At 69.8% G+C, this 16,701-nt stretch carries 14 protein-coding genes, 1 pseudogene and 1 riboswitch; of the genes and pseudogenes, 6 read left to right on the plus strand and 9 right to left on the minus strand.

The features are described 5' to 3' along the window. Positions 1-289 precede the first annotated feature (289 nt). From WS92_RS36215 to WS92_RS01275, 5 genes and pseudogenes are all read left to right on the plus strand, one after another. Positions 290-483 (plus strand): annotated as a pseudogene (locus WS92_RS36215) (MFS transporter); the annotation flags it as partial. After that, entirely contained in the window at positions 480-1,718 is a 1,239-nt protein-coding gene (locus tag WS92_RS01260; RefSeq protein ID WP_059928960.1) for a metal-dependent hydrolase family protein, read from the plus strand. The pseudogene WS92_RS36215 and the gene WS92_RS01260, both read left to right, overlap by 4 nt. Positions 1,719-1,812: 94 nt before the next feature. Beyond that, the gene (locus WS92_RS01265) at positions 1,813-2,238 is read left to right on the plus strand and encodes a helix-turn-helix domain-containing protein (RefSeq protein WP_015603399.1); all 426 of its coding nucleotides are present in this window, start codon (positions 1,813-1,815) and stop codon (positions 2,236-2,238) included. Positions 2,239-2,382: 144 nt separating this feature from the next. Continuing rightward, positions 2,383-2,697 carry a DUF4180 domain-containing protein gene (locus WS92_RS01270; protein ID WP_231749020.1) on the plus strand — a complete coding sequence of 105 codons (315 nt, stop codon included), beginning with the start codon at positions 2,383-2,385 and terminating at the stop codon, positions 2,695-2,697. 201 nt (positions 2,698-2,898) lie between these two features. After that, entirely contained in the window at positions 2,899-3,846 is a 948-nt protein-coding gene (locus WS92_RS01275; protein WP_059928963.1) for a CPBP family intramembrane glutamic endopeptidase, read from the plus strand. Between the two features lie 157 nt (positions 3,847-4,003). Here WS92_RS01275 and WS92_RS01280 read toward each other — a convergent pair whose 3' ends face one another. The 9 genes from WS92_RS01280 to WS92_RS01325 all read right to left on the minus strand — a co-directional run bounded on the left by WS92_RS01280 (position 4,004) and on the right by WS92_RS01325 (position 15,778). Next, positions 4,004-5,287: a voltage-gated chloride channel family protein gene (locus WS92_RS01280; protein WP_059928966.1), complete on the minus strand. Its 1,284-nt coding sequence runs from the start codon at positions 5,285-5,287 to the stop codon at positions 4,004-4,006. A gap of 82 nt (positions 5,288-5,369) precedes the next feature. Continuing rightward, positions 5,370-5,436: riboswitch (Fluoride riboswitch) on the minus strand. A 98-nt stretch (positions 5,437-5,534) separates the two neighbouring features. Beyond that, on the minus strand, positions 5,535-6,257 hold the full coding sequence (locus tag WS92_RS01285) for a haloacid dehalogenase type II (RefSeq protein ID WP_006027992.1): 723 nt from the start codon (positions 6,255-6,257) through the stop codon (positions 5,535-5,537). A 358-nt stretch (positions 6,258-6,615) separates the two neighbouring features. Beyond that, complete coding sequence (locus tag WS92_RS01295; RefSeq protein ID WP_015603743.1) at positions 6,616-7,644, minus strand: chemotaxis response regulator protein-glutamate methylesterase; 1,029 nt, start codon at positions 7,642-7,644, stop codon at positions 6,616-6,618. 6 nt (positions 7,645-7,650) lie between these two features. Further along, entirely contained in the window at positions 7,651-9,987 is a 2,337-nt protein-coding gene (locus tag WS92_RS01300; protein ID WP_059928970.1) for a hybrid sensor histidine kinase/response regulator, read from the minus strand. Further along, positions 9,984-10,703 carry a chemotaxis protein CheW gene (locus WS92_RS01305; protein WP_015603133.1) on the minus strand — a complete coding sequence of 240 codons (720 nt, stop codon included), beginning with the start codon at positions 10,701-10,703 and terminating at the stop codon, positions 9,984-9,986. The genes WS92_RS01300 and WS92_RS01305 overlap by 4 nt, the downstream gene beginning before the upstream one ends. Further along, on the minus strand, positions 10,684-12,288 hold the full coding sequence (locus WS92_RS01310; RefSeq protein ID WP_059928972.1) for a CheR family methyltransferase: 1,605 nt from the start codon (positions 12,286-12,288) through the stop codon (positions 10,684-10,686). Before WS92_RS01310 ends, WS92_RS01305 begins: the two co-directional genes overlap by 20 nt. Continuing rightward, positions 12,285-12,803 carry a chemotaxis protein CheW gene (locus WS92_RS01315; protein WP_059928975.1) on the minus strand — a complete coding sequence of 173 codons (519 nt, stop codon included), beginning with the start codon at positions 12,801-12,803 and terminating at the stop codon, positions 12,285-12,287. Before WS92_RS01315 ends, WS92_RS01310 begins: the two co-directional genes overlap by 4 nt. A gap of 30 nt (positions 12,804-12,833) precedes the next feature. Then, positions 12,834-14,510 (minus strand): methyl-accepting chemotaxis protein, encoded by a 1,677-nt coding sequence (locus WS92_RS01320; protein ID WP_009915775.1) that lies wholly within the window; start codon positions 14,508-14,510, stop codon positions 12,834-12,836. Between the two features lie 170 nt (positions 14,511-14,680). Further along, positions 14,681-15,778, minus strand: a complete 1,098-nt coding sequence (locus tag WS92_RS01325) for a hybrid sensor histidine kinase/response regulator (RefSeq protein ID WP_015603468.1) — start codon at positions 15,776-15,778, stop codon at positions 14,681-14,683. Positions 15,779-16,286: 508 nt separating this feature from the next. On the opposite strand from WS92_RS01325, the gene WS92_RS36220 reads away from it, so the two are divergent. Beyond that, positions 16,287-16,514, plus strand: a complete 228-nt coding sequence (locus tag WS92_RS36220) for a hypothetical protein (RefSeq protein WP_156442972.1) — start codon at positions 16,287-16,289, stop codon at positions 16,512-16,514. Positions 16,515-16,701: the final 187 nt, after the last annotated feature.

Raw genomic sequence — 16,701 nt, forward strand, 5'->3', positions numbered from 1 at the left:
GACGGCGTGCCACGTACGCGTCGCACGCGCGTGCTACAGCCGCGCGCCTGCAGCGCATGAACCCGGCGACGGAAAGCGCGCGCCGGCCCCTTGCCCGAGCGCCTGCGCGCCGGCCGCCCGACGACAGGCGCACGAAGGGCAAACACCGCTCCCCGCCGCGCACGCTGCGCACTACCATGACGCTTTGTTCGCGCGCCTGTCGCATTCGGCCCGTGCGCGCTCGTCATCCCGAAGCCGAATCCGGGCACTCATCATGCGCATCACGCCTCTCCTTCCGTCGCACTGTCCCGTCGCAGACAACTTCGCCGCCACGCTGTTCGGCGGATTCGCGCCGTTCCTGACCGCGTGGCCGGTCGCGAAGACAGGCAGCGACATGGCGCCCGCCCTCATGTGATGGCCGCCGCGGCCATCAGCCGCGCCGGCGCCTTCCACGTGAAGGACGCGCGCGCGACGACTTTCATTCCACAAGGACAAACGCAATGACGCTCAAGGTGATTCAAGGCGGCAACGTACTCGATCTCGAACGCGGGATCGTGCTGAAACGGCATCATGTCGTGATCGACGGCGAACGCATCGTCGACGTCACCGATCGCGAGCCCGATCTCCCCGGCGCACGCGTGATCGACGCGCACGGCAAGACGGTGATGCCGGGCTTCATCGATTGCCACGTTCACGTGCTCGCGTCGAACGCGAACCTCGGCGCGAACGCGGCGCAGCCGAACATCCTCGCGGTGATCCGCGCGCTGCCGATCCTCGACGCGATGCTCTCTCGCGGCTTCACGAGCGTGCGCGACGCGGGCGGCGCCGACTGGTCTCTGATGCACGCGATCGACACGGGCCTCGTGCCGGGGCCGCGAATCTTTCCGTCGGGCAAGGCGCTGTCGCAAACGGGCGGACACGGCGACTTCCGGCCGCGCGGCGACTCGCTCGAACCGTGCTCGTGCTGCTTCCGCGCGGGCGCGATCGCGCGCGTCGCCGACGGCGTCGACGCAGTACGGCTCGCAGTGCGCGAGGAGATCCAGAAAGGCGCGACGCAGATCAAGATCATGGCGTCGGGCGGCGTCGCGTCGCCGTCCGATCCGATCGCGAACACGCAATATTCGGAGGACGAGATTCGCGCGATCGTCGCCGAGGCGCAAGCGGCGAACACCTATGTGATGGCGCATGCGTACACGGCGCGGGCGATCGCGCGCGCCGTGCGCTGCGGCGTGCGCACGATCGAGCACGGCAACCTCGTCGACGCAGCGGCGGCGGACGTGATGCGCGAACACGGCGCGTTCGTCGTTCCGACGCTCGTCACCTACGATGCGCTCGAGCAGCACGGCGCGCAATTCGGGATGCCGGCCGATTCGATCGCGAAGATCGCATCCGTTCGGCAGGCGGGCCGGGCTTCGCTCGACATCTACGCGCGCGCCGGCGTGCGGATGGGCTTCGGCTCCGATCTGCTCGGCGAAATGCACGCGTTCCAGTGCAGCGAGTTCCGCATTCGCGCGGACGCGCTCGGCACGCTCGAAGCGCTGCGATCGGCGACGACCGTCGCCGCCGACATCGTCGGCATGTCAGGCGAGCTCGGCACGATTGCCGCCGGCGCGATCGCGGACGTGCTCGTGATCGACGGCGATCCGCTCGCCGACATCGAAGTCGTCGCCGGCCAGGGCGAGCGGATCGAGTACGTGCTGCAGCGAGGCCGGATCGTCAAGGAGCGGCGCGCCGCCTGAGCTGCCACTCACGAATATTCCCAAATATTCCCAAAAATCCTCGACTCAAGGAACAATAGGGAATATTTTCATTGGATGTCTCCGTGCCGCCGCCATGCTCGAACCGTTCCACACCGTCGACGAAGCCGCCGAACGCTTGCGCCTGCATCCGAAGACAGTGCTGCGCTTCATCCGCGAAGGCCGCCTGCGCGCGACGCGCATCGGCAAGGCCTACCGGATCGCGCGCGCCGATCTCGACGCGTTCGCCGGCGCGCCGCCCGATGCGGCGAAACAGCCGCCGCCCGCGCGCGTCACCTGCGTCGCGGACCTGCAGGACGCGTCACCCGAGTTGCACAGCCATGTCGCGCGGAGCCTGCAGGCGATGCTGTCGACGCACGAAACACGCGCCCATCCGGTTCATCTCGAAACGATCTTCGATCCGGCCGAGCGGCGGCTGAAGGTCGTGATCGTCGCCTCCGCCGGCGACGCGGCGGCGCTGCTCGGCATGCTCGACACGCTCGCCGCATCGTTCGCGCGATGATCACGCGCTATCGTCACGGCGCGACGCGTGCGACGGTTGCCGCCGCATGCGCACGTGCGCCGGCCGCCGACCAGCCGCACTTCGTCCGCGGGCAGCGCGACGTGATGCTCGATCTTCTCGTCGGCCACATGAAAGGTTCACGCGATGAAACATGAGATGCTGACCGTCGGCGACGTGCGCGTATTGCGTTTCGACGCGGCGAGCGCCGCGCCGCTGCGCGACGGAGCCGCCGAAACCTTGCTCGCCGCCGCGTGGGAGCACGACGCGGCGTGGGTCGCGGTGGCGGCCGAGCATCTGCACGACGACTTCTTTCGCCTCGACACGCGCGTCGCCGGGCATCTCGTGCAGAAGCTGATCAACTATCGCGTCAAGCTCGCCGTCGTGGGCAACATCGACGCGGCGCTCGCGCGCAGCCGCGCTGCTCAGCGCGCGCGACGCCGCGCGTTAGGCGATGCGTGAGACGACGCGGCGCAACCCGACACATCGCCCGCCGCGCGCCGCCAGACACATCGTCACCATTCTCCACAATCGGCGACACCACATTTTCTCGCGCGGGATGTACCATTCGGCCCCGTACGCGCCGCATTCCGAGACCTGGCCGAGCGCCGTACGCGAAGGCATTTCGTAAGCCTGATCATCGAAAAATCCAGGGACGCGCAAATGGGAGATGTGAACAAAACCGGCTGGCCGCCCCCGTTACCGCCTCGACTCAAACGCATCTGGCACGGCGCCGATGGCCTGCGCGCCGGCTGGGCCGTGCTGCTTTACGCGGCGATCGTCGCGGCGGTCCTGCTCGCGCTCGGCTTTGCGGCGCGCATCGCGCATCATCCGTTCCGGCCGCGCAGCGATCTGAGCGCGGCCGGACAGATTCCGTTCGAGCTCGCGCTGTGCGCGGCCGCGCTGATCGCAACGCGCGTGATGAGCCGCCTCGATCGCCGCTCGTGGCTCGATTACGGCCTGCGCGCGCCGCGCGGCGCGGCGCATTTCGCCTGGGGCGCGTTCTGCGGTCTCGTCGCGGTGTCGGCGATCATGGGCCTGCTCGTCGCGACGGGCGGCGCGACGATCGAATACTCGGGCGTGAGCGGAGCGGCCGCGTCCGAATCGGCCGTTGCGTGGGCGGCCGCGTTCGTGCTCGTCGCGCTCGCCGAGGAAGTCGCGTTTCGCGGCTATGCGTTCATGAAGCTCGCGCAGCGCACGCACCCCGTCGTCGCGGCGGCGCTCACGTCACTCGCCTTCGGCATCTCGCACGTGTCGAATCGCAACGAGAACATCGCGGGCATCGTGCCCGTCGTGATCTACGGGCTCGTCGCGTGTCTCGCGATCTGGCGCACCGGCTCGCTGTGGTGGGTGCTCGGCGAGCATGCGATGTGGAACTGGAGCGAATCGTTCCTGTTCGGCGCGGCCGACAGCGGGCTCACCGCGCCCGGCGCGCTGTTCAGGAGCCACGCGATCGGCCCCGTCTGGCTGAGCGGCGGCACGGTCGGCCCCGAGGCGAGCGTGCTCGTGTTTCCGGCGCTCGCGGCGCTCGCGTATGTCGCCTGGCGTCTGCCGTCGCGCGCGGCGTCGAGCGGCCCGACGCTCGCGCGCGGACGCCGGCAGCCGGTGTGAGCCGGCTCCGCCGCTCGGTCCGCGATCCATCGGTTCGCAACCAGTTCGCCATCCGGTCAGTTCGCCGTCAGCGCGCAATTGACGCGCGCGCCGCGCATTCGACGCGCGCGCCGACAATCGCGACCGCCCCGCTTCGTCGCCGCGCCGCGACGCGCGATCACCTCGGCGCCGATTCCCCCGCCACCGCATTCGCGAGGCTCGCCTCGCCGCGCGGCCCCGGCAGCTTCGCGTGACCGATCCGTTGCGCGCGATAGATGCCCGCGTGCCCGGAGAACAGATACGCGACGACGCAAGCCAGCGCCGCATACGCGCCGATCGGCGCGCCGAACAACTCGATCGCCATGATCGTCGATGCGATCGGCGTGTTCGCCGCGCCGGCGAACACCGCGACGAAGCCGAGCCCGGCGAGCACCGGAACCGGCAGCGCGAGCAGATGCGACAGCGCGTTGCCGAGCGTCGCGCCGATGTAGAAGAGCGGCGTCACTTCGCCGCCCTTGAAGCCCGACGCGAGCGTGACGACCGTGAACGCGAACTTGCCCGCGAAATCGTAGACGGGCAGCGGCCCGCGAAACGCGGCCTCGATCGTCGGGATGCCGAGGCCGAGATACTGCGGCGCATGCAGCAGCGTCGCCGCGAGCGCGACGAGCGCGCCGCCCGCGACAGGCCGCAGCGGCGGATACGCGATCCGGCGCTTCGCGAGCGCGCCGAGCGCGTGCGTCGCGGCGGCGAACAGCCGGCCGACGACGCCGAACGCGACGCCCGCCGCCACCGCCGACGCAACGCCCGCCGCGCTCAGCGCGGGCACGAACGGCACGACGTAGACGGTGTGATGGATGCCCCATTGCCGGCACACCGCATCCGCGACGATCGACGCCGCGACGCACGCGAAGAGCGCGTCGTAACGCAGCCGGCCGATCGCGAGCACTTCGAGGCCGAACACCGCGCCCGCGAGCGGCGTGCCGAACACCGAGGAGAAGCCCGCGGCGATCCCGCTCATCAGCATGATCCGGCGATCGTCACGATCGAGCCCGGCGAGCTGCGTGACGCGATCGGCGAGCGCGCCGCCCATCTGCACCGCGGTGCCTTCGCGCCCGGCGGAGCCGCCGAACAGATGCGTGACGACGGTCGCGACGAGCACGAGCGGCGCCATCCGCTTCGGCACGATCGTCTGCGGATCGTGGATCTCGTCGATCAGCAGGTTGTTGCCGCGCTCGACGGACCGGCCGACGCGCTGATAGACCCAGCCGGTCGCGAAGCCCGCCGCGGGCAGCAGCCACAGCAGCCACGGATGCGCGACGCGCGTGCCGGTGGCGAGATCGAGCGCCCAAAGGAAGAGCGCGGACGCCGATCCGGCGAGCGCGCCGACGGCGGCCGACAGCGCGAGCCAGCGGCACAGATGCGCGAGCGCCGCGACGGGCTCGAGGGTGTGCAGACGTTTCATGAATTTCCAGATTCGACAGGACATCAAACCCGGGCGGCAGGACGCCGCTTGCTACGGATGGCCTACGACCTCCTGCACCCAGGAACGCGTAGGCATCATCAGCCGGCTCGCCGGCGGTTGTACGGAGGCATGCCATCTCCGGTCGCCGCGGATTGTACGCGATGCCGCGCGCACGCGGCAACCGGCGCGGTGATGGCGGGCGCGCGGACGAAGACGGGCGCGAAAGCAAACGTGGACGTGAATGCCGTCACGCGCCGAAGCGCTCCGCGAGCTCGACGAAATCCGCCGCGACGACGTCCCAATCCTGCTCCGCGCGCAGATCTGCCGTCTGCGCGGGACCGTGCTCGCGCGGGCGCGCGACGAACGCGGTCCGATAGCCGCAGCGCCGCGCGGCCGCGAGGTCGCCGTTGTGCGCGGCGACGAGGCATACCTCGTCGGGACGCAGCGCGAGGATGTCGGCCGTGCGCAGGTACGCCTCGGGCGTCGGCTTGTACGCCTGCGCCACTTCGGCGCCGAGGATCGCGTCCCACGGCAATCCCGCGCGCTTCGCCATGTCGATCATCAGGATCACGTTGCCGTTCGACAGCGGTGCGATGATGTAGCGCGCCTTCAGCCGCGCGAGCCCCGCGACCGAATCGGGCCACGGATCGAGCCGGTGCCACGCGAGATTCAGTGCGTCGAGATCGGCGTCGGCCACGCCCGCGCGATCGATGCCGAACGCGGGCAGGATCGCTTCGAGATTCTCCCGATGCAGCACGTCGAGCCGCGTGAACGGCCGGCGGCCGCTGCGCACGTGCTCCATCGCGGGCGAATAGCGCGCGCGCCACGCATCCGCGAAAGCGGCCGGATCGGCTCCCGCGCCGCCGTACTTCGCAAGAAACGGCGTCGCGTCGCGAATGACGCCGGAACGCCAGTCGACCACGGTGCCGAACACGTCGAATACCAATGCCTTCACGCCAAGCGCCTGCATGATGCTCTCCTGAGTCGTGGAATGACGTTTCAGGATGCAGCGGGCCCGTCGGCGGCTCGAACCGGGCCCGTCGCCATGCGCGCGCAATCGGCCGGGACCGCGGCAAACGGCTCGCCGGCCGGCGAAGCGCGCGCATACGACGAACGCAGGACCGCCCCGCACGGTCCGCCGAACGCGGGCCGCCGCTCCTGCACGTCTGGAAGAAACGCACATCTGCCGCTCGACATTATCGGCGATCGCATGCAGGCGTTCTTGGCGAAGAAATCGAGGCCGACGTCGAAATCGAAACCGGATTCGGCGGGCGAATCGCAGCGAGAGACCGGCGCCGCATGAGGGCGCGCGACGAACGCGCGCGGCCTCAGCGCCAGCGCTGCTTGTTGCGCTGAACGAGCGAGATCAGTTGATCGGCGATCCGCTCGAGCGGCAGCACCGCGCTCGCCGCGCCGATCGCGGCGGCCGCCTTCGGCATTCCGTACACCGCGCTCGTCGCTTCGTCCTGCGCGATCGTGTAATGCCCCTTCGTGCGCATCGCCTTCAGGCCGAGCGCGCCGTCGCGTCCCATGCCCGTCAGCAGCACGCCGATCGCCTCGCCCTTCCAGTGATCGACGACGCTGTGAAAGAACACGTCGACCGATGGCCGGTAAGGCGTCTCTTCCGGACGCCGCGTATACGCGAGCAATCCGCGCGACGTCAGGTGCAGGTGGTCGTTCGTCGCCGCGAGCAGCACCTCGCCCGCCTGCGGCACGCTGCCCTGCCGCGCGATGCGCACCGGCAACTGCGAGTAGCCGTCGAGCCACTGCGCCATGCCGATCGCGAACGCCTGGTCGACATGCTGGACGATCACGATCGCCGCCGGAAAATCGCCCGGCAGCCGCCGCAGCAGCGCGGTCAACGCAGTCGGCCCGCCCGCCGACGCGCCGATCGCGACGAGCGGCGGCAGCGCGCCCTGCGGCGCGGGCGCGGCGGCGGCGGGCGCGGCCACGGGCGAGCGCGTCGCGAGCAGCCGGCCGATCTGGTCGATCTTCACGAGCAGCGGCTGCGACGGATCGGCGCTGCCGCCCTGCTCGAGCGTCGGCGTGTCGACCGCGTCGAGCGCGCCCGCGCCCATCGCCTCGTAGACGTACGACGCGTTCGCGCCGACGTTCGCGGTGACGATCAGGATCGCGCACGGCGAGCGCGCCATGATGCTGCGCGTCGCCGACACGCCGTCGATCCGCGGCATCACGAGGTCCATCAGGACGAGGTCCGGCGGCTGCGCGACGCAGAAATCGACGGCCTGCGCGCCGTCCGTCGCGACCCACAGCACGCGGTGCTCGGGCCGCAGCGCGATCGCGCGGCGCAGCGCCTCGACGGCGAGCGGCAAGTCGTTGACGATGCCGATGTTCATGGCTTCTTACGCGTCCCCAATCAGGTCTTGCACGGCATCGAGCAACGCCTCGTCGTGGAAGCCGCCCTTCGCCAGGTAATAGTCGGCGCCCGCTTCGAGCCCGCGCCGCCGGTCCTCGTCGCGATCCTTGTACGACACGATCATCACCGGCACCGCTTTGAGCAGCGGATCGCCCTTGATCAGCGTGACGAGCTCGATGCCGTCCATCCGCGGCATGTCGATGTCGGTGACGACGAGATCGAAGCTGTCGCCGCGAATCGCGTTCCAGCCGTCCATGCCGTCGATCGCGATCGTCACGTCGTAGCCGCGCTTCTCGAGCAGCTTGCGCTCGAGCTCGCGCACGGTCAGCGAATCGTCGACGACGAGCACGCGCTTCGCGCGCCGCGCGAGCGCATCCTGATCGCCGCGGCGCACCGTCGCGAGCTGGCCGCCGCGAATCAGCTTGTCGATCGAGCGGATCAGATCCTCGACGTCGACGATCAGCACCGGATCGCCATTTTCCAGCAAAGCGCCCGCCGCAATGTTCTGAATTTTGTTGAGGCGTCCGTCTAACGGCTGCACGACGAGCATCCGCTCGCCGAGGAAACGGTCGACCGCGACGCCGTAAGTCTCCGGCTCGCCTCCGACGACGACGACGGCCGTCGTCGGCCGGCTCTCGTCGAGCTCGCCCGCATCGAACAACTGATGCGCGGTGACGAGGCCGACGCGGCGATCGTCGAGCGGAAAATGCGGCTGGCCCTCGAGCACGTCGAGGTCCGCGCGGTCGAGCTCGAGCGTGCGGCGCACCTGCACGAGCGGGAACGCGTACGGCTCGCCGCCGACGTCGACGATCAGGCTGCGGATCACCGACAGCGTGAGCGGCAACTGCAGCACGAAGCGCATGCCGAGGCCCGGCTCGTTGAAGATCCGCACCGCGCCGCGCACCGATTTCACCATCTCCTGCACCGCGTCGAGGCCGACGCCGCGGCCCGACACGTCGGTCACCTGCTCGCGCATCGAGAAGCCCGGCAGCAGCAGGAATTCGAGCAGCTCCGGGTCGGACAGGCGCGCGGCCGTGTCCTCGTCGGTCAGGTTGTGGCGGACGATCGCCGCGCGCACCGCGGCCAGATCGGCGCCGGGGCCGTCGTCGCTCACGCTGACGAGGAGCGACCCGGCGCTGTGCCGCGCCTCGAGCGTGATGGTCGCTTCAGCCGGCTTGCCGCGCGCGAGCCGCGCATCGGGCGGCTCGACGCCGTGGTCGATCGCGTTGCGCAGCAGGTGGCCGAGCGGCGCGTCGAGCATGTCGAGGATGTCGCGGTCGACCTGCGTCGCCTCGCCGACGATCGAGAAGCGCACACGTTTGCCGAGCGAGCGTGCGAGATCGCGCACGACGCGCGGGTACGCGCGCGTCGCGTCGCCGAACGGACGCATCCGGCATTGCAGCGCCTCGTCGTACAACTGCTCGGCGATGTGCGAGCTGCGGCGCTCGAATCGGTCGAGCTCGTCGAGCCGCGCCGCGAACGTGCGCTGCAAGTCGGTGAACATCTGCCGCACCTCGTTGAGCGCGGCGCGCACGCGCGGGTCCGCATCGTCGGCGAGCACTTCGAAGGCCGAATCGAGCGAGCGCGCCGCATCGCGCTGCGCGCGCTTCACGCGCAGCATCGATTCGGCGAACGGCTTCAGCCAGCGCGACTCGACGAGCGACTCGCCGGACAGGCTCAACAACCGGTTCAGCGTGTCGGCGCGCACGCGGCGCACCTGGCTCGACGCTCGGTCCGCGTCCTGCGCGCGGGAGGACGGCCGGGGGGCGTCGTGGGGCAGGGCGTCGCGCGGCGGGGCGGACGCGTCGCGCAGCATGTCGGCCGCCGTCGCATCGTGCGCATCGTGCGCATCGCCAGTTTGCCGCGCATCACGCGCATCACGCACGTCGCGTGCGTCGCCGGCGTCCGCGTCCGCGTCCGCGCTCGCCCCCGCCTCCGCCGCCGCGAGCGCCGCCGCGAACGCGTCGATCTCGTGCGGCGCGACCGACGCCGCCGTCTGCGGATCGCCGACGCGCACGAGCAGATCGACGCCCGTCAGCAGCGCGTCGACGTGGCACGGCGTCAGCGGCTGCCGGCCGTGCTGCGCGGCGACGAAGCAATCCTCCATCCGCCCCGCGATGTCGACGCCCTGCGGCACGCCGACGATCCGCGCCGCGCCCTTGAGCGAATGCGCGGCGCGCATGCACGCCTCGAGCGTCGCCGCGTCCTGCGCGCCGCGATCGAGCGCGAGCAGCCGCTCGGACAGCGCCTGCGTCTGCGTGTGCGTCTCCTCGCGGAACAGTTCGAGCAGCGACGCGCGGCCGAGATCGTCGTCGGCGCTCATCGCAGGCTCCGCGTCAGCGAATCGAACAGGCGGTCCTCGTCGAGCAGGCCGATCGTCTTGCCGCGCCACGCGAACACGCCGCGCGAATGCACGGCGCCCGCGCGCGCGACGGTGGCCGGCACCGGCATCCAGTCGGCGGGCGTGAAGCGCAGCACGCCTTCGACTGCGTCGACCGGAAACACGACCGGATCGCCGCGATGCGCGACGACGAGCATCCGCGTGAAGCTCGTGCGCGACGCGGCGCGATCGGCGCGCGCATCGAGGCTCAGCAGCTCGGCGAGCGACACCGCGACGCGCAGCATCCCGCGCACGTTGACGATGCCGAGCACCGCGCGGTTGCGCCGATGCGGCAGCGGATGGATCGAGCGCGTATCGGTGATCTCGCGCAGTGCGCGAATCGGCAGCGCGAGCCATTCGTCGGCGACGCGAAACGCGAGCGCCGAATGAACGGACTCGGCTTCGCCGTCGCGCGCCGCCGGCGCCGCGTTCGAGCGCGGCGCGCGCTCGGCGGCAAGACGCGCCGCCTCGGCGAGATCCGCGTCGGTCAGCGGCCGGTCGAGCAGCAGCGCCGCGTGCCGCTCGTACACCGGGCAGTTCAGGCAGCGTCGACAGGTATCGAGCCGCTCGCACGAGCGGTCGCCGCGCGTGCCGATGCGATTCCAGCAGGCATCGATGTCGAATGCGATCTTCGGTCGCTCAACGACGTCGCGTTCCATGGGTTCCTCTCGGTTCGCCGTCGTCCGTGTCGGTCACGGACGCGGCCGATTCGTACTGGGCCGCGCGTCGGGCCCGTTGCATCAGCCATTGTGCGCTGTCCCGATCGCCCGCGATGTCGAGCAGCGTCGCCAGATGAGTCAGCGCTTCGTAATGCGACGGATCGAGGTACAGCGCCTTCCGATAGCAGTCCGTCGCTTCGTCGCCGCGGCCTCGCGCGTCGGCGATCAGGCCGAGCAGGTAGAACGCTCCGGCGCTCGGGCCGGACTGCTCGATCGACGCGTGCACCGCCTGCTGCGCGGCGTCGAGCGCGCCGGCGTCGGCGAGGCGGCGGGCGGCGTCGAGCGGCGCTTCGGCGAGCGCGCCCGCATGCGAAGCGTCGGTCGCGCGCGGCGCCGCGCCGGCATTGCGCGTGGCCGCCGCCGATGCGAGCCGGCCGGCATCGGCCGACGCGTCGGGCAGCGTATCGAATGCCGGACGCGCGGCGAACGATTCGAACGCGGGCGGCCCACCGTCGATCGCGCGCGCGATCGGCTCGGGCGTCGGCCAGCCGGCATCGAAGAGCCATTCCTGCGCGATCGCGCGCAGCGTGCCGCCGAGCGTCGGCGTGCGATCGCCGCCCGCAGCGCCTGCACTTCCCGCGATGCCTGCACTTCCCGTCGCCGCCGCGCCGCGCCGCGCGCCGCCCGCCCCTTGCGCGCCGACGCCGCTCGCGCCGGGCCGCGTCGACGCATCGGCAGCCGGCTTGCGAAACGCGAACGCGAGCGGAATCTGCGCGGACGCAAGCCCCTGCCGCATCACGACGCCCGTCTCGGCCGGCCCGACGAACAGGATGCCGCGCTCGTCGAGCCGCTCTTCGACGATCCGCACGACGCGATCCTGCGCGCCCCGATCGAAATAGATCAGCACGTTGCGGCAGAACACGAAGTCGTACGGCTCGCCCGCGCAGCCGGGCAGATCGAGCAGATTCGCCTGCCGGAACCGCACGCACGCGCGCACCCGCTCGTCGAGCACCCAGCCGTCGGCCGCCGCCTTGAAATGCCGGTCGCGAAAGCCGAGCGCGTGGCCGCGAAACGAGTTGCGGCCGTAGCGCGCGCGCTCCGCGTGCGCGATCGCGCGCGCGCTGATGTCGAGCGCGTCGATCTCGAAGCGCGCCGCATCGATGCCCGCGTCGAGCAGCGCCATCGCCGCCGAATACGGCTCCTCGCCCGTCGAGCACGGCGCGCTCAGGATTCGCAGCACGCGCGCGGGCTGCGCGAAGAGACGCTGCGCGCCGAGCCGCGCGAGCGCGCCGAACGCCTCGCACTCGCGGAAGAACCAGGTCTCAGGCACGACGAACAATTCGATCAGCGCGCGCCGCTCGTCGGTCGATGCGTTCAGGCGCCGCCAGTACGCGTCGAGCGCCTCGTCGGTGATCGGCTGCTGCGGGTGGCCCGCCTGCGCGGCCGCGCCGTCGCCCGCGCCGGGCTGCGTCGCGGCGATCCGCTCGCCGAGCGCGCGCGCGACGAAATCGTTGCCGAGCGACGCGGGATCGATGCCGGTCTCGCGCGAGAGCCACGCATGAAAACGCGGATCGAAGACGTTCATTGCCCGCCTCCCGCCGGCGCGCCGTGCGCATCGAGCGACGCTGCGTAGTCGAACAGCAACGCGCGCGCGTCGCCGTCGACGATATGCTGGACCGCGACCCACTGCACGACGCCGTCAGCATCGCTCGCGATCGGTCCGAGCCAGCGCGCGTGCGGCGTCGCGAATCCGCTGTCGCGGAACGAGTCGCGTGCAATCCGCGCAGTCTGCGTCGCGCGTTCGACGATGAGCCCGAGCAGGCGCGCGCGCGGCGGCGCGAACGCCGGCTCGGCGGACGCGGGCGGCCGGTAGCGCACGAGCACGAGCCGCGTCGAGCGCAGCGGCTGCGCGGGGCGCCCGAGCGCGAGCCGCGGCACGTCGATCACCGGCACCGGCTCGCCGCGATGCATCAGGATCCCGGCCGCCCATGCGGGCGCGCCGGGAATCGTCTTCGTCGCGGCGAGCGGCAGCACTTCGGCGATCTCCGCCGCATCGAGCGCGTAGCGCTCGCCGTCGAGGTGGAACAGCAGGAACAGCATGTCGGCTCCGCCTTTCCCGTCACGCGCGCATCATGCGTCGACCTTGAAGCGCGACACACCGGTGCGCAACTGGTTCGCGACGAGCGTCAGGTCGTCGATCGCCTGCGACGACTGCCGCAGCGATTCCGCTGTCTGCTGCGCGGCCTCGGACAGTTGCGCGAGCGCCTGCGTGATCTGCTCGGCGCCGCTCGCCTGCGTCTGCATCCCTTCGTTGACCATCTGGAAGCGCGGCGCGAGCGTCTGCACTTCGGCGATGATCTGCGACAACTGCCCGCCCACTTGCTGAACATCGCGCATCCCGCGGCGCACCTCCTCCGAGAACTTGTCCATTCCCATCACGCCCGCCGACACCGCCGACTGGATCTCCTTCACCGTCTGCTCGATGTCGTACGTCGCAACGGCCGTCTGATCGGCGAGGCGGCGGATCTCGGTCGCGACGACCGCGAAGCCGCGCCCGTATTCGCCCGCCTTCTCCGCCTCGATCGCCGCGTTCAGCGACAGCAGGTTCGTCTGGTCGGCGACCTTCGTGATCGTCGCGACAACCTGATTGATGTTGATCGCCTTCTCGTTGAGGATCGCGAGCTTCGCGTTCACCGAGCCCGCCGCGTCCATCACGCTGCGCATCGTCTCGCCCATCCGCGTGAGGCCGCTCTGGCCGACGCCCGCGAGCGTCGCCGACTGCTCGGCCACCCCCGACACTTCGTTCATCGTACGCAGCAGATCGCGCGACGTCGCGAAGATCTCGCGCGACGTCGCGCCGATCTCGGTCGTCGTCGCCGCGGTTTCGTTCGCGGTCGCCTGCTGCTCGCGCGAGGTCGCCGCGATCTCGGCGACCGACGTCGTCACCTGCAGCGACGACTGCTGCGCCTGCGCGACGAGCGCGGTCAGCTCGTCGGCCATCCGGTTGAAGCCGCTCTCGAGCGTGCCGAATTCGTCGCTGCGGCCGAGGTTCAGGCGCTGCGTCAGGTTGCCGGTGCGCATCACGTCGTGCACGTCGATGAGCCGTGCCATCGGCACCGTCACCGCGCGATGCAGCAGATAGCCGAGCGCAAGCGCGGTCACGAGCACGACGCCGAGCGCCACCGCGAGCGTGATCTCGGTGCCGTGCACCGATTCGCGGATCAGCGTCGCCGACTGATCGGCGAAGCGCCGGTTCTCCTGCACGAGAATGTTCGCATGACGAATCACCTCTTCCCACGCGGGCGTCATCTTCGCGTACGCGGCGAGCGCGTCGGGCTTCGCGCCATGCGCTTTCTGCACGGTGTCGTTCAACAGCGGCAGGTAGCGGTCATACGCCGCGCGGAACGTGTTGAAGCGCTCCTGGTCGTCGCCGCGAAACGTCGACGCCTGATACGCGGACGACAGCTTGTCGAACTCTTCGAGCAAGCCCGGCACCTTCGCGAGATCGCGCCGGGTCGCGTCGGCATCGGCGTCGACGAACACCGCGCGCTGCAGCGTGATGTACGACTCGTTCGCCGCCGCGCGCAGCGACGACGCGAGATAGACGCCCGGCAGCGAATCGCGCTCGATGCTGACCGCCTCGTCGTTGATCGCGCGCAGGCGCTGGTAGGACAGCGCCGCCATGAACAGCATCAGCACGAACAGCACGCCGAAGCTGAACAGGATCCGGTTGCCCAACGTGAGCCGGCTGCCGGCGGCGGGTTTGCGGAGTGTCTCGTTGCTGGCGCGAGGCGTCACAGTGGGCATGTCGTTCTATCCGGCTGGCGGAAATCAGGTGAATGAAGCGGCGCGCGGCGCGCCGGGCGAATCGCATCGATCCCGGCGCGACGCGCAACCCGGGCCTCGCGAGTGTAACTTGAACCACCGCAAACGAGATGTGCCCGCGCGCGAACGCTGCGCGCATTGCGCGCCACGCGTCACACGGCGCTCACATCCTTCGGAATCCGAAGTCCCGCGAGAAAGCCGCGCGGCGTATAGCGCATCAGGATCTGCCCGCGATGCTTCGCGGCCGTCGCGCGCACGAACGCGAGACCGAGCCCGAAGCCGCCGCGCTGCGCGCCGCCCGCCGGCACGAGCCGCACGAACGATTCGGTCGCGGCCGCGCGCTGCTCGGGCGCGATGCCCGCGCCTTCGTCCTCGACGCCGATCAGCCAGCCGTCGCCGTCCTCGACGAGCGTGCAGCGCACCTCGGAGCCCGCGGGGCCGTACTTCAGCGCATTATCGACGAGGTTCGCGACCGCGCGCGTGAGCATCATCCGGTCGCCGATGCACAGGCACTCTGTCGGCGGCACGTCCGCGCGCACGCGGCTACCGACGCTGCCCGCCTTCTCCCAGAGTTGGTCGACGGCGTCGAGCACGACCTCGTTCAGGCTCACGGTCTCGCTCGGCCGTTTCTCCGATTGCGCGCGCGTCAGATGAATGAAGCCGTCGGCGAGCGCGAGCGCGCGGCGCGCATGCATCTCGATCCGCTCGAGGATCGGCGGCATCGCGCCGTGCTCGTTGCGATAGACGTCGAGGAGCGCGAGGATCGACGTCTGCGGCGTGCGCATGTCGTGCGACAGGAAGTCGAGCACCTCGTCGCGCTGCCGCAGCATCAGATACGAATTCGAGTGGTAGCGGATGCGCGCGATCAGCTCGATCGTGTCGGGCAGCTTGACGAGATAGTCGTTCGCGCCGGCGACGAACGCCGCGCGCTTGACGACGGGCTCCTCCTTCGCCGACAGCACGATGATCGGCACGCGGGCCGTCTGCGCGTCGGCGCGCCACGCGCGCACGAGGTCGAGGCCGTCGATGTCGGGCATCACGAGATCCTGCAGGATCACGGTCGGCTTCATTTCCTTCGCCATCGCGAGCGCGCGCTGCGCGTCGGTGCATGTGTGCAGCACGATGTCGCTCTCCGGGACGAGCGAGCGGCGAATCACTTCGCCGACGAACGCCTGGTCGTCGACCAGCAGCACCGAGATCCCCGATTCGAGCGAATCCGGAGCATTATCCCTGCTCGTTTTGTTCATCATGTCTTAGCACTACACAATCGTTGCCTTGTCGCCTGTTCCGCCAGCCCCGTTCGTCGCTCGCTTGCCCGGCATGGTGAGGCATGCGACCGCGTGAGCGCGAGCCCGCCGTTCCTCGCAGGATGGCAATGAAACGGGCCCTCATTCTTTCTCAAAACGGATATAAAGCACCGATATTAAATGAAATTAAGTCGGCTCGCCGATCTCGCGCGATAATCGCAGCGCATTTCACTTCCTTTTACGATCGAATCTTCGGTCGATCAGGTAAAAACGCGTATCGGAACGATCCGGTTGATTCGGTAGCCACAATGCGCCGGATACGCCCGGCACGCAATTGCATCCGTGCAGTGTGTTATCTGCCAGCCACAGTCTGATTTATCAATTGCGCCTGCAACACTGGAAGATGCGGAAGCGCAAACGTTTTCGCCGATGCGGATCGCCGAACATGCGTCGAATGTGCGCCGGCGGGCGGGAAACGGTCCGCGACGCTTGCCGGACAGGCGTTTGCGGCATGCGCGCGACGCGCGCCGCCGTCGCGCCCGGCCGTGTGCGCGAACATGCGAAACCACGGCGCCCGGATGCGCGGGACGTCGGTTTGACCGTCTGGTCGGTGGGCGATAGCATGCCGAACGTTGTGCAGCCGCGCGCGTCGCAGGCGAGCCCCGGCGCCATCGCGAACGTTCCGCGCATCACGCGTCACTATCCGTTTTTTCGAGATATCGGCGATCGAGGCCGCTGATTCCTTATCTCAATATTCCCGCAATTTTCGTTTAAAACGAGCGCAGCACTTTCTTATCCAATTATTCACGGCATCCTCTTGAAACCGAGTTACCGCGTTGGCAAAACTATCTCGAAAATGGCCACATTCGACGTGGATTCCGTGCGCCGGATCGACGCGATTCGGCGGACTGATCGTCAGCGGTACG

This window comes from Burkholderia sp. MSMB1588 (assembly GCF_001546925.1).
GTDB classification, from domain to species: Bacteria; Pseudomonadota; Gammaproteobacteria; order Burkholderiales; family Burkholderiaceae; genus Burkholderia; species Burkholderia humptydooensis.